Origin of the sequence: Polynucleobacter sp. AP-RePozz3-80-G7 (assembly GCF_018882145.1) — a bacterium.
Taxonomy (GTDB): Bacteria; Pseudomonadota; Gammaproteobacteria; order Burkholderiales; family Burkholderiaceae; genus Polynucleobacter.
Map to the genome: position 1 here is coordinate 181,534 of NZ_JACVPC010000001.1, position 12,992 is coordinate 194,525.

14 protein-coding genes are annotated in these 12,992 nt (G+C 45.7%); 10 read left to right on the top strand and 4 right to left on the bottom strand.

Going from position 1 to position 12,992, the window contains the following annotated elements:
- Positions 1-5: 5 nt before the first annotated feature.
- From ICE90_RS00960 to rodA, 5 genes are read left to right on the top strand one after another with little or no spacing between them, the layout of a single operon-like run.
- Complete coding sequence (locus ICE90_RS00960; protein WP_068319852.1) at positions 6-1,049, top strand: rod shape-determining protein; 1,044 nt, start codon at positions 6-8, stop codon at positions 1,047-1,049.
- 24 nt (positions 1,050-1,073) lie between these two features.
- Positions 1,074-2,009, top strand: a complete 936-nt coding sequence (gene mreC, locus ICE90_RS00965) for a rod shape-determining protein MreC (RefSeq protein WP_216155289.1) — start codon at positions 1,074-1,076, stop codon at positions 2,007-2,009.
- Positions 2,006-2,530 (top strand): rod shape-determining protein MreD, encoded by a 525-nt coding sequence (gene mreD / locus ICE90_RS00970; RefSeq protein WP_215321165.1) that lies wholly within the window; start codon positions 2,006-2,008, stop codon positions 2,528-2,530. The genes mreC and mreD overlap by 4 nt, the downstream gene beginning before the upstream one ends.
- Positions 2,531-2,538: 8 nt before the next feature.
- Complete coding sequence (gene mrdA, locus ICE90_RS00975; protein WP_216190640.1) at positions 2,539-4,446, top strand: penicillin-binding protein 2; 1,908 nt, start codon at positions 2,539-2,541, stop codon at positions 4,444-4,446.
- Positions 4,428-5,579 (top strand): rod shape-determining protein RodA, encoded by a 1,152-nt coding sequence (gene rodA / locus ICE90_RS00980; RefSeq protein WP_215321167.1) that lies wholly within the window; start codon positions 4,428-4,430, stop codon positions 5,577-5,579. The genes mrdA and rodA overlap by 19 nt, the downstream gene beginning before the upstream one ends.
- Before the next feature lie 89 nt (positions 5,580-5,668).
- Here rodA and ICE90_RS00985 read toward each other — a convergent pair whose 3' ends face one another.
- The gene (locus tag ICE90_RS00985; protein ID WP_011903860.1) at positions 5,669-5,989 is read right to left on the bottom strand and encodes an HU family DNA-binding protein; all 321 of its coding nucleotides are present in this window, start codon (positions 5,987-5,989) and stop codon (positions 5,669-5,671) included.
- A gap of 77 nt (positions 5,990-6,066) precedes the next feature.
- Entirely contained in the window at positions 6,067-6,432 is a 366-nt protein-coding gene (locus ICE90_RS00990) for a hypothetical protein (RefSeq protein WP_216190641.1), read from the bottom strand.
- 157 nt (positions 6,433-6,589) lie between these two features.
- Here ICE90_RS00990 and ICE90_RS00995 point away from each other — a divergent pair, with 157 nt between their 5' ends.
- The gene (locus ICE90_RS00995) at positions 6,590-7,486 is read left to right on the top strand and encodes an aspartyl/asparaginyl beta-hydroxylase domain-containing protein (protein WP_215322369.1); all 897 of its coding nucleotides are present in this window, start codon (positions 6,590-6,592) and stop codon (positions 7,484-7,486) included.
- 15 nt (positions 7,487-7,501) lie between these two features.
- On the opposite strand, the gene ICE90_RS01000 is transcribed toward ICE90_RS00995, so the two are convergent.
- Positions 7,502-7,795 (bottom strand): DUF167 domain-containing protein, encoded by a 294-nt coding sequence (locus ICE90_RS01000; RefSeq protein ID WP_216190642.1) that lies wholly within the window; start codon positions 7,793-7,795, stop codon positions 7,502-7,504.
- A 25-nt stretch (positions 7,796-7,820) separates the two neighbouring features.
- Here ICE90_RS01000 and can point away from each other — a divergent pair, with 25 nt between their 5' ends.
- From can to ICE90_RS01020, 4 genes are read left to right on the top strand one after another with little or no spacing between them, the layout of a single operon-like run.
- Positions 7,821-8,492 (top strand): carbonate dehydratase, encoded by a 672-nt coding sequence (gene can, locus ICE90_RS01005; protein WP_215321169.1) that lies wholly within the window; start codon positions 7,821-7,823, stop codon positions 8,490-8,492.
- A 1-nt stretch (position 8,493) separates the two neighbouring features.
- A complete protein-coding gene (locus ICE90_RS01010; RefSeq protein ID WP_216190643.1) occupies positions 8,494-9,393 on the top strand; it encodes a lipid A biosynthesis acyltransferase in 900 nt (299 codons plus the stop codon).
- Positions 9,394-9,418: 25 nt separating this feature from the next.
- Positions 9,419-10,171: a metallophosphoesterase gene (locus tag ICE90_RS01015; protein WP_215321171.1), complete on the top strand. Its 753-nt coding sequence runs from the start codon at positions 9,419-9,421 to the stop codon at positions 10,169-10,171.
- A gap of 3 nt (positions 10,172-10,174) precedes the next feature.
- A complete protein-coding gene (locus ICE90_RS01020) occupies positions 10,175-11,593 on the top strand; it encodes a protein kinase (RefSeq protein ID WP_215321172.1) in 1,419 nt (472 codons plus the stop codon).
- Positions 11,594-11,596: 3 nt separating this feature from the next.
- Here ICE90_RS01020 and ICE90_RS01025 read toward each other — a convergent pair whose 3' ends face one another.
- The gene (locus ICE90_RS01025; RefSeq protein WP_216190644.1) at positions 11,597-12,925 is read right to left on the bottom strand and encodes a dicarboxylate/amino acid:cation symporter; all 1,329 of its coding nucleotides are present in this window, start codon (positions 12,923-12,925) and stop codon (positions 11,597-11,599) included.
- Between the last annotated feature and the right edge of the window lie 67 nt (positions 12,926-12,992).

A 12,992-nucleotide genomic window follows, 5' to 3' on the forward strand; every position in this document is an offset into this window, starting at 1 on the left:
ACATCATGTTCGGTTTTTTCCGCAGCTACTTTTCCAATGACCTAGCCATCGACCTAGGAACCGCCAACACCTTAATTTATATGCGTGAGCGGGGTATTGTCCTCGATGAACCTTCGGTTGTGGCAATTCGCCAAGAAGGCGGTCCAAACGGCAAAAAGACCATTTTGGCCGTCGGCAAAGAGGCAAAAGCGATGTTGGGTCGGGTTCCAGGGAATATTGAGGCCATTCGCCCAATGAAAGATGGCGTAATTGCCGACTTCACCATCACCGAACAAATGCTCAAGCAATTTATCAAGCTTGTGCACGAAAGCAAATTACTAAAGCCTAGCCCACGCATCATCATTTGCGTTCCTTGTGGTTCTACCCAGGTTGAGCGTCGTGCGATTCGCGAATCTGCATTAGGTGCCGGCGCATCGCAAGTGTTCCTCATTGAAGAACCAATGGCAGCTGCAATTGGTTCTGGCCTCCCGGTTTCAGAAGCTGCTGGTTCGATGGTGGTTGATATCGGTGGCGGCACAACTGAAGTTGGCGTGATGTCATTAGGCGGCATGGTTTACAAAGGCTCTGTTCGTGTTGGTGGCGATAAGTTTGATGAAGCGATTACCAATTACATTCGTCGTAACTACGGGATGTTGATTGGCGAACAAACTGCTGAACTGATTAAGAAAACAATTGGCTCCGCTTTCCCTGGCGCTGAAGTGCGCGAGATGGAAGTTAAAGGTCGCAATCTTTCTGAGGGTATTCCACGTAGCTTCACTGTTACAAGCAATGAAATTCTGGAAGCGTTGACTGATCCATTGAATCAAATCGTGACTGCGGTAAAAGCAGCTCTCGAGCAAATTCCACCAGAGTTGGCGTCCGATATTGCTGAACGCGGCATGATGCTTACTGGCGGCGGAGCCTTATTGCGCGACCTCGATCGCCTCTTGCTTGAAGAAACTGGTTTGCCAATTCATGTGGCAGAAGATCCCTTAACTTGCGTGGCTCGTGGTTGCGGTATCGCACTCGAGCGCATGGATAAGTTAGGCGGAGTGTTCTCGCACGAGTAAGCGACATACACGTCGACCAGGGAATTGCAACATAGCGCTCCACCACTTTTCAGACAGGGCATTCCGGCCTTACTTAAACTGATTGTCTGTCTGTCGATCAGCATCGCTCTGATGCTGATCGATTTTCGTTTCAAAGCACTCGACCCCATTCGCAATAATGTCAACTGGATTTTGCGTCCTCTTGAATATGTGATGATGGCACCGCGTAACGCCTTCGAAGCAACATCAGAATATTTCACCACCCGATCAACTCTTGATCAAGAAAACCAAGTAATGAAAGTACGTCAAGCAGAGCTTTCTTTGCTGGCAAATCAATCTGAATTTTTGATGGTGGAAAACCAAAACCTGCGCGAGCTTATGACTTTGCAAAAACAGGTTCCATTCAAAACATTACCGGTAGAAATTCTATTTAATCCACCCAATCCAATCTCGCAGCGCATCGTAATCAATCGTGGCAGCAATGATGGCCTAAAGCTTGGCAATCCGATTGCCAATGATTCTGGCATTTTGGGTCAAGTGGTTCGCCTCTATGAGCGCTCTGCCGAGGTTTCCCTGCTGGAAGACCGTGATTTTGCGGTTCCAGTTCAAGTGGCCCGCAACGGCCTTCGTGCGGCTGTATTTGGCGCGGGGCGTGGCAATCCATTGGAGCTACGCTATTTACCGGTAGCCAGCGATTTGGAGGTTGGCGATATTTTGCTGACCTCGGGCATTGATGGCGTTTACCCCCCAGGGTTTGCAGTAGCAGTGATTAGCAAAATAGAGCGCAATGTTGATAAGAACTCTTCTAACGTCTTTTGTGTTCCCGTTGCGGCAGTAAATCGCTATCGTCAAGCGCTTGCACTGTTGTACGATCCGCAACTTGATGCCAAAGCGGCAACTGTGAATAGCAAATCCACTTCTGGTGCACCACTAAGCAATACACCCGGCAGACGCCAAACGCGTGCGCGAGGTATGCAATGATCGATTTCCAGAGCGGCTATATTCTGCGCCCGGTAAATCCGGTCTTCATTTACTTCAGCTTATTTTGTGCGCTGCTATTAAACCTATTGCCCATTGGTAATTACGGTTGGGTGCCAGATTGGTTAATCCTGTGTATTGTGTTTTGGAACATTCATCAACATCGCTATGTCAGCGTCATCACCGCCTTCATTTTGGGCTTGATGATCGATGTACATAATTCCGATTTATTAGGATTGCACGCCTTTAGTTATTCCCTAGTCGCCTACCTTGCTATCTCATGGCACAGGCGCATTGTGGCTCTCACCGTTCTTTCGCAAGCCCTACACCTACTTCCCATTTTCTTATTGGTATCGCTATTTCCTGTGCTCGCCCATTGGCTGCTCAGCGGTGAGCTCTATTGGTGGGCTTTAACTGGCGCAATCCAGGCTTTGATTGAAGCGATGCTTTGGCCGCTAGCCACTCGCATCTTGCTTGCGCCGCAACGTCGCCCTATAGATGTTGATCACAATCGACCCCTTTAAGAGGCGGCATGGTTTCTTTTAAAAAACCCGATCTCGACTCCTTTCAAGAGCGCATTCATATTGCGACTCTATTTGTCACATTTTGCTTTTTACTACTCATCACCCGTCTTGTATGGCTACAACTAGTAAGCCACGGGAAATACGCACTTCTGGCTGAAAGCAATCGCATTGCCCTGGTTCCGGCGCCGGCAAATCGCGGACTCATTATTGATCGCAATGGCATCGTGATTGGTCGAAATTATTCTGCCCTTACATTGGATGTGAATGCTGAAGAAGTCAAAGGAAACGTAGATCAGCTCATCAATGAGCTTTCTGAAATCGTTGCTATTTCGCCCCGGGATCGTCGCAATTTCAAGCGTTCCCTAGAAGATTCTCGCAATATGGGCACTTTCCCCCTGCGATCCATGCTCAACGAGACCGAAACTGCACGGTTTATGGCCAATCGCTATCGCTTTCCTGGGGTAGAAATCCGGGCCAGAAGCTTTCGGGAGTATCCATATAACGAATTGGCCTCCCACCTGATTGGCTATATTGGCCGCGTTTCGCAACGCGACAAAGAGCGCATGCAGACTGAAATTGAGGGCGCCAAGGCCGATGATCCCGATGCTTTGCAGGCTTCTTTTTTGCCGGGCATTCAATACGTTGGAAAGATTGGCCTGGAACAAAGTTATGAAAATGTTTTACGTGGCGTGCCTGGTTACGATCAAGTAGAAATTACTGCGGGCGGCAAACCAGTGCGCACGCTTTCTAGCGCACCATCAGTTCCGGGCAAAAATGTAGTTCTCTCAGTTGACATCAAGCTCCAATATTTAGTTGAGCAACTGTATGGAAATTTCCGCGGTGCATTTGTGGCTATTGAACCAGCGACAGGTGATGTATTGGCTTTTGTCTCTAAGCCCAACTTCAACCCGAATGATTTTGTGGAAGGCATTGATTCGGTGACTTGGAAAGAGTTGAATGACTCTCCACAGAAGCCGCTCTATAACCGCCCACTGAAAGGAATCTATCCACCCGGATCTACTTACAAACCTTTCATGGCATTAGCAGCTTTAGAAAATAAAAAGCGCACTCCATTACAAACAATTTCGGATCCTGGCTACTTTGACTTTGGCAACCACACCTTCCGGGATGATAAAAAAGGTGGTCACGGAATAGTCGATATGCAAAAGTCGATTGTTGAATCTTGTGACACGTATTACTACATGCTTGCCCGAGACATGGGCGTAAACATGATTGCTGATTTTATGAAGCCATTGGGCTTTGGTCAAATTACTGGCATTGATTTACAAGGCGAAGCAAGGGGTGTTTTGCCATCTACCGAGTGGAAGAAAAATACTTTCAAAAAACCTGAGCAGCAAAAATGGTACGAGGGTGAAACTATTTCCCTGGGTATTGGACAGGGTTACAACGCTTTCACAATTTTGCAATTAGCCCATGCCATGGCAAACGTAGCTAATAACGGAATTGTGATGAAGCCCCACTTAGTCAAAGCCATTGAAGATCCATTTACTCGCAACAGAGTACTGACAACTCCAAAAGAAAGTTATCGCATCGATCTCAATGCTGAGAATATTGAAGTGATTAAGAAGGCCATGGTCGAGGTTAATAACTCCGGCACATCTGCCGCAGCATTTAAAGGCACTGGATATCAAGTGGGTGGGAAAACTGGAACTGCGCAGGTATTTAGCTTGAACTCCAAAGATTACAAGCATGGATCCACAGCAGAATTTTTGCGCGACCATGCCTTGTATATCGCATTTGCTCCAGCGGATAAACCAACCATTGTGATTGCAATGGTTGTAGAGAACGCAGGCTTCGGCGCACAGTATGCTGCTCCGATTGCACGTCAAGCATTGGACTACTACATTGAGGGCAAGTGGCCCAAGGAGGTTCCTGAATGGAAAAGAGCCCCTTAATCAAAGTTAAAGTATTTTTCTCCAGCATCTTCGCTGGTTTAGACCGCCAGCTAGGCCTTATTCTGCTTGGCTTAGCGGCTGTTGGCTTTTGTACTTTTTTATCTGCAAGTCAAAATACTCCCGTACAAATTACAGATGAATTGCGCAACCTCGCACTCTCGTTTTTAGTGATGTGGATCGTTTCACGTATTCCACCTAAGTGGTTGGAGATGGGTGCAGTTTGGATTTATGGATTTGGTGTTGCCCTCTTAATAGCAGTAGCCGCATTCGGACTCATTAAAAAGGGTGCTCGTCGCTGGCTCAATATTGGAGTTGTCATTCAGCCATCCGAGATCATGAAGATTGCAATGCCACTGATGCTTGCTTGGTACTTTCAAAAGCGAGAAGGCATTCAAAAATCTTGGGACTATGGTATTGCTACTGTGATCTTAGCGATACCAGTTTTTTTAATTGCACGCCAACCGGACCTGGGAACGGCGCTACTCGTTTTTGCAGCAGGACTATACGTCATCATCTTGGCGGGCCTACCGTGGAAATGGATACTGCCGTTTGTTGGCTTGGGTGTTATTGGTATTTTGTTAATCATTATTTTTGGCGGCACTATTTGTGCCCATGATGTAGTGTGGCCATTTGTGCACGACTATCAAAAGCATCGCATATGCACTCTGCTAGATCCGACTAGCGACCCACTTGGAAAGGGCTTTCATACCATTCAATCCATGATTGCAATTGGCTCTGGCGGATTCTTTGGCAAAGGTTGGTTCCAAGGAACGCAAGCACATCTAGAATTTATTCCAGAAAAACATACTGACTTTGTCTTTGCAGTTTTCTCTGAGGAATTTGGCTTATTGGGTAATCTGATATTGATTGCCTTGTTCTTCGCGCTCATTAAAAGAGGTTTAGCGATCTCGGCGAGCGGGCCAAACTTATTTACGCGTCTCTTAGGTGCGTCAGTGACTTTAATTTTCTTTACCTATGCATTTGTCAACATTGGCATGGTGAGTGGTCTCTTGCCAGTAGTTGGTGTGCCACTTCCATTTATTAGTTATGGTGGCACTGCATTAGTGACACTTGGCTTTGGCGCAGGGATATTAATGAGCATCCATCGTCACCGTCGTTTAGTGCAAAGCTAACTCAGCTTAGTGTTGCATCTGATTGATTGAGATTTTTGAAGGAATAAAAAAGCCCGGCATGCCGGGCTTTTTTATCAACAAAGGAAGAATTACTTCTTACGCTTGTTAACTGAATCTTTAAATGCTTTACCAGCAGAAAACTTAACAGTTTTTGCAGCAGCAATTTTGAGTGGCTCGCCAGTTTTTGGGTTACGACCCATACGTGCTGCACGTTTGCCAGAAGCAAAAGTACCAAAGCCGATCAGTTGTACTGAGTCACCTTTAGTAACAGCTTTGATAATTGTGTCGATTGCAGAATTCAATGCGAATTCAGCTTTGGCTTTAGAAATCTCCGCGTCGTCAGCAATCGCTGCGATTAGTTCGGCTTTGTTCAAGTGAAGCTCCTTATAGATATTGATGTCAGCGCACATTACGCTTACATGATTTTAACCACAAAAAATTACAAAAATAAAGTTGCGTTACAGCAATTTTTTACTACGACTACAAATTACTCATCCAAAACAGTAATATCAGAAACAAAATACTCGGTATCGCCAAAACAGGTAGTTGGCAAACCAATGTGTTGCTCATACTTTAGGGCCACCTTTTTACCTAAATTAGCATTGATTTTTTGCGCCACAGCATCTTCGCGCACCGTAAAGAAGAATTTTTCTGACATCGTGCCCGACATAGAAACCATGGCTAATTCGCCTTCCCAAGTTTTGCATACGTAACCGCGATTAGAGAATTTCTGGACATACCCTGCACGCTCACCACTGCCATAGCTCCAAGTTAGCATTCCCCATGTATAGACTGAAATACCCACTAACCCAATTAAAACAAGGCTTAAGAGCCACTTTATAAAGCTATTCATAAGATCATCCTTAGTAAAACTCCACATAAACCCTAGGCCGGTTTTCAAACCCTCTGCTTGAAGTATATGAGCATCCAAGCATAAGAAATAGTCAATTTAGATCTGATATACAAATTAAAATATTAATAATTACCTCACTTAGACAAAACTCATGGAAATTCGCCACATCATCTTTTTTATTTTTATTGCATCGGCCGTTTACGTCTATTTCAGAGGAAAGATTCGTTTTGGAGTCGTTAGATCCCTTACCGACTACCAAGTGCTTTTGGCTCCCGTAAATGCACTTTTGTATTTATTTTCAAAAGTAAAACCTGGTGCTTTTATTCCAGTAAGCCAATTTCCTGAAATGCAGCCCATCCAAGATAACTGGGAAATGATTCGACAAGAAGCGCTTTCACTGCAGGAAGGTGGCTCTATTGCTGCGGCAACTGGATACAACGATATTGGCTTTAACTCCTTTTTTCGCACTGGATGGAAGCGTTTTCACCTCTGCTGGTATGGAAAAGAAGTGCCCTCGGCCCAAGCAGGTTGCCCCAAAACGGTTGCACTGCTTAAATCAATACCCTCGGTCAAGGCTGCCATGTTCGCCTCTCTGCCGCCTGGAGCAACGCTGGTGCGCCATCGTGACCCCTATGCAGGCTCCTTGCGCTATCACATTGGCCTAGCGACTCCCAACGATCCCAAATGTTTTATTGATGTGGATGGAGAGCGTTATTTCTGGAAAGATGGCGAAGCGGTCATGTTTGATGAAACTTACATTCATTTCGCTGCCAATGAAACAGATCAGCAAAGAATCATCTTATTTTGCGATGTCGAACGCCCGGTTCACACTAAGGCAGTCGCTCTATTTAATCGCTGGTTTGGGCGGTATGTCATGAGCGCTGCATCATCTCAAAATGTTGAAGGCGAGAAAATAGGCTTTGTAAATATTCTGTTTACCTATTTTTACCATCTCCGCGCACAAGCCAAAAAGCTCAAAGCAAAACATCGCTCAGTTTATTACGTAGGTAAGTGGGTGCTTATTTTGGGAATCTTATGGGCAATATTTTGGTAAGCGCCGACCTTTAAATCAAGGGCTCAACAACTGCACAATTTGCTCGGGACTAATAGGCCCCCAAATTTCTACTCGTTTCTTGCGGCTATTCTGGCCAGAAACGAATTGAATTTGTTTTTGAGGCACTCTTAATTGCTTAGAAAGCCAGGCTAATAAGAGCTCGTTAGCCTTATTTTCTAAGGCAGGTGCCTGTAAAGAAATCTTTAAGCAGCCATCATGCAGGCCAACGACCTTGGTCACCTTGGCTCCTGGCTGGCAATGTAAATTTAAGGTAATTCCGGTGGGGGTTTGTTTTAACCAATGAGGCATCATTAAAGTACTTTAAACTGAAAGCATGACGATGAAGAATTCTCAAGCGCTAGAACAGCTATTTGCCAATAATCGTACCTGGGCCGAAAGCATGGTGGCGGAAGATGCCAATTTCTTTAAGCGCCTCGTTTCTCAACAAGCCCCTGAATATCTATGGATTGGTTGCTCCGATAGTCGAGTGCCAGCGAATGAAATCGTGAACCTACTACCTGGTGAATTATTCGTTCACCGAAATGTTGCAAATGTAGTTGTTCACACCGATTTAAATTGTTTATCCGTTATCCAATTTGCGATTGACCTTCTCAAGGTCAAACACATCCTGGTAGTCGGCCACTATGGTTGCTCAGGCGTCCATGCAGCACTAACTGATAAACGCATAGGCCTTGCAGATAACTGGTTGCGTCACGTTAAGGATGTGCATCAAAAACATGGGCGGTATTTAGGCGAGACTATTCCAACCCCTAAGCGTCAAGATCGCCTTTGCGAACTCAATGTCATTGAGCAAGTAGTTAACGTATGCGAAACAACCATCGTGCAAGATGCTTGGGCACGCGGGCAAGATCTCACTGTTCATGGCTGGGCTTATCGCCTTGAAACTGGCCTAGTAAATGATTTGGGAATGTCAAGTAGCTCTATTGAAGAAATGGCAGAGCGCTATGCTAAATCCGTAAAGCGTTACGAATCAGAGCAAAACTAATTTGCTGAAGTCTTTCTCCAATCAAGTAGTCGTCGTTCTACTCAAGCTGCTTACCCTTTTGCCATACAGGCTTCTGGTTGCGCTGGGCTACGGCCTTGGATATATTGCGGCTCGAATTCCAAGCGATAGAAGTCGAGTGGTCAAAACAAATCTCCATTTATGCTTTCCAAAACTAAGTGCAGCTGAAATCGACGGTCTTGCCAAAGAGCACTGGCGATTGCTTGGGCGTAGTCTGGTAGAGAAAAGCATTATCTGGTGTGGCAGCTCTAAACAACTGATTAATATGATTGAGGTGAAGTCAGCGGTTGATCTCTCAAGCAAGAAACCGCGCATTTTAGTAAACATGCATTTCACAGGGATTGAGGGCAGCATTATTTTGAGCGCGCTCTCTAAAACAAAACATTGGCCGCGTACTTCAGGATTTTTCCAGAGAATGAAGAATCCATTTTTTAATAAACGAATTGTGGAATGGCGTAATCGCTTTGGTGGAAATTCAATTGATCGCCAAGGCAATGCAAAAGCGATCATCAGAGAAATTCGTAATGGAGACTTCATCATCATTGCGCCGGATCTTGATTTAGGCCTTAAGGATTCTGAATTTGTGCCATTTTTTGGAATTCAAACAAATACCATCACCACCATTTCTCGCTTAGCAAAAATTACTGGCGCAGACGTATGCTTAATGACCACCACATTAAAAGCAGATGAGTCAGGTTACCTTTGCGAAATTGGGAAGCCTTTAGAGAATTTTCCTGGGGCAGACCCCAAGTCAGACACCGCACGCCTTAATCAATGCTTTGAGGAAGAAATTCGACTTCGGCCGGCGGAATACTACTGGGTTCACAAGCGCTTTAAAAATCGCCCAGATAATGGTCCGAGCCCCTATAACCCTTCTAACTAGGGGCCTTTTGTCCTATCATTAAGAGATGACTGAACGTATTGGGCTATTTGCCGATCTCCACAGCAATTTAGAAGCTTTTGATGCCTGCATGGCTCGCGCCGAGGAACTTGGCGTTACTCGCATGGTGTTTCTGGGTGATCTCGTGGGTTATAACGCTGATCCTGTTGCGCTGCTTGAACGCGTTGCCGCGCTCGTAGAAAACAAAAAAGCGATTGCCATTCTTGGCAACCATGATGAGGCTGTTTTTAAAGATAGCCGCAATCAAATGAACGCCAGTGCCAATGCCGCCATTGAGTGGACTAAATCTCAACTAAATAATGACCATGTAGGCTTCCTTAAAAATCTTCCTCTGATGGTTCAAGAAGATCAGATTTGTTTTGTGCATGCCTCCGCTTACAATCCAGCAGAGTGGAATTACATTACTGACAGCATGAGTGCATGGCGTTGTGTACAAAGCTCTGGGAAAAACTACACTTTTGTTGGTCATGCGCATGAGCAAGCGCTTTTTTATCAAAGCGCTGTTGGGAAACTCATTCGATTTGCACCACACCCTGGTGATGAAATTCCGGTACTACCTCATCGCCAATGGGTAGGTGTTGTCGGCTCTCTTGGTCAGCCCAGAGATGGCAATCCAGAAGCCTGCTTTGCTGTTTTTGAGCCCGCTTCAGAAGTGCTTACATTTCATCGTACGCCCTACGATCACTATACTGCCGCAGAGAAAGTACGTCGCGCTGGCCTGCCAGAAGACCTGGCAAACCGCCTCATCACTGGCAAATAAACAATGCCAATCAATACCGACATTCAAGCAGTAGACGATATATTTCAAGAAGGCAAAGTAGTAGATGGATTTGTCTTAGGCAAGGAAGTTCACCGCGGTGGAATGGCTAGTCTTTTTTCAGCAACTAAAGAGGGAATAAATGTCCCTATCTTGCTAAAAATCCCGCGTGTTGGCAGAGATCAACCGGTTGAAAGTTTGATTGGCTTTGAAACCGAACTCACCATCCTGCGGTCCCTAAAAAGTCCTTATGTTCCTCAATATTTAGGTTCGGGCAATATGGCCACGCGTCCTTATATTGCAATGGAAAGGGTTGGGGGCCGGCCATTAGAGGATTACATCAAAGAAGGCAAGGTATTTACGATTGATGAGGTAGTGCGCATTGGCGCAGATTTGGCGCAAGCCGTTCAATCACTTCACTCGCAGGACGCCATTCATCTCGACGTCAAACCTGAAAATATTTTGATTGATGAGAAGGGAAAGTTAACGCTCATTGATTTTGGTTTGTCGCACCACGCTCGATACCCAGACTTGCTTGCAGAAGAGATGCGAAAAGGTATCGGCTCTGCACCTTATATTTCTCCTGAACAAGTAGCCGGTATTCGCTCTGATTCGCGAAGTGATATTTTTTCTATTGGCGTGATCATGTACGAGCTGCTGACTGGCGAACTGCCATTTGGCAACCCCCAAACAATGAGTGGTCTACGCAAACGGATGTGGGCAGAGCCCTTTCCACCACGCGCTATTCGCAGAGAAATTCCTCGCTGGTTACAAGAGGTAGTACTGAGATGTCTAGAGCCACGCGCTGCCGATCGCTATCAAAGCGCTGCGCGATTACGTCAAGTATTGCGAGACCCCGAGGGCGTTACGCTCACCGAACGCGCCGACCGCGTTGAGCCACCTAGCTTTTGGGAAAACCTCAAAGGTATGTTCAAAGCCGCTGGTTACGAGCCCTCTCCCAGCCCCCGGCCTAGTATGGGCAGCCTTGATGCACCCCTCATGATTGCTGCGATAGATACACGTCAATCCGATGAGGCTCTGCGTGAGCGCATGCAAATTACGGCAAAAAATTTATTACAGGCCCATCCTGAAAGTCGCCTAATTTGCTTGAGCACGATTGCCAGCACACCAACCTATGAAGGCAATCATGAAAGTCAAACAGCTAGCGGCATCGTCCGCGGCCACTTAGTACAGCTGATGGAGTGGGCTAAGCCACTCAAATTACCGCCCGAAAGAATTTCCTATCATGTACTTGAGGCACTTGATCCCGCCTCTCGAATCGTTGAATTTGCCAAAGACAATGATGCCTCCCTCATTTTGATTGGAGCATCACATAAGCTACCTAATAAGGTAACGCCTTGGAGAACCTCAATGACCAAAATCGTCGAAGAGGCTCCCTGTAGCGTTCACATTGTGCGCACTTAATTCTCAGCGCATTTTGTCCTGCTTTTGATCTAAGATTAGTTCCGGCTCTTGTGCCTCAATCCAATTGTCGCGATTTAGCACACTAGTTAATTGCTTTTGGTCTAGCTCGCCAGTCCACTTAGCAACCACAATCGTAGCCACACCATTGCCAACTAAATTCGTCAGCGCTCGTGCTTCAGACATAAAGCGGTCGATGCCCAAGATGATGGCTAAACCAGCAACAGGAACATCTCCGACAGCAGAAAGAGTAGCTGCCAAAACGATAAAACCACTACCAGTAACACCCGCTGCACCTTTAGACGTCAGCAACAGCACCAGCAAGAGTGTGACCTCCTGCATGAGTGTCATTGGCGTATTGGTTGCTTGTGCGATAAATACTGCGGCCATTGTTAGATAAATAGAAGTACCGTCTAAGTTGAATGAATAACCCGTTGGAATAACGAGGCCAACACAAGTTTTCTTGGCGCCCAACAGCTCCATTTTTTCCATCATGCGTGGCAAGACGGATTCGGATGATGAAGTACCTAAAACAATTAACAACTCTTCTTTAATGTAGCGCACGAATTTAAAAATATTGAACCCATTAATTCGCGCGATGATTCCTAAGACAATGAACACAAAGAGCAGGCAGGTTAAATAAAACGCGCCCATGAGTTTGCCCAAAGAGAACAAGGAGACTATGCCGTATTTGCCAATAGTGAATGACATTGCGCCGAATGCGCCAATAGGCGCGAACTTCATAATCACACCAATCATGTCAAAAAGAACATGGGATGTTTTTTCAATTAAGTCGAACACCATAGTTCCACGACCACCGAACTTATGCAATGCAAATCCAAACAAGATTGCAATGAAAAGGACCTGCAAAATTTCACCCTTAGCAAATGCATCAACCGCACTGCTCGGGATAATATTCATTAAGAAATCCGTAGTAGTGCCCATTTTTCCGGGCCCGGTATACGCAACAATTCCTTTGGTGTCTAAGCTTGCTGGATCGATGTTCATGCCAGCGCCAGGCTGAAGCACATTTACCACAACCAAGCCGACCATCAAAGCAATCGTGCTCACAATCTCAAAGTACAACAGTGCTAGCCCACCAGTTTTGCCTACCTTCTTCATGTCTTCCATGCCGGCAATACCGAGAACCACCGTACAAAAAATAATGGGGGCAATTAACATCTTGATGCCTTTAATAAAGGCATCTCCAAATGGTTTCATTTCCGTACCCAAGCTTGGGTAAAAGTGGCCCAGTAGAACGCCAATTACAACAGCTGTAAGTACTTGAAAATAAAGGATTTTATAGATTGGTGGTTTTTTTAATTCAACAGTCATTTGGTCATCCTTTATTAAATTATGAGCAGGCGTTTTTATTTCGTCTGCCCTCATATTAACTCCAGGC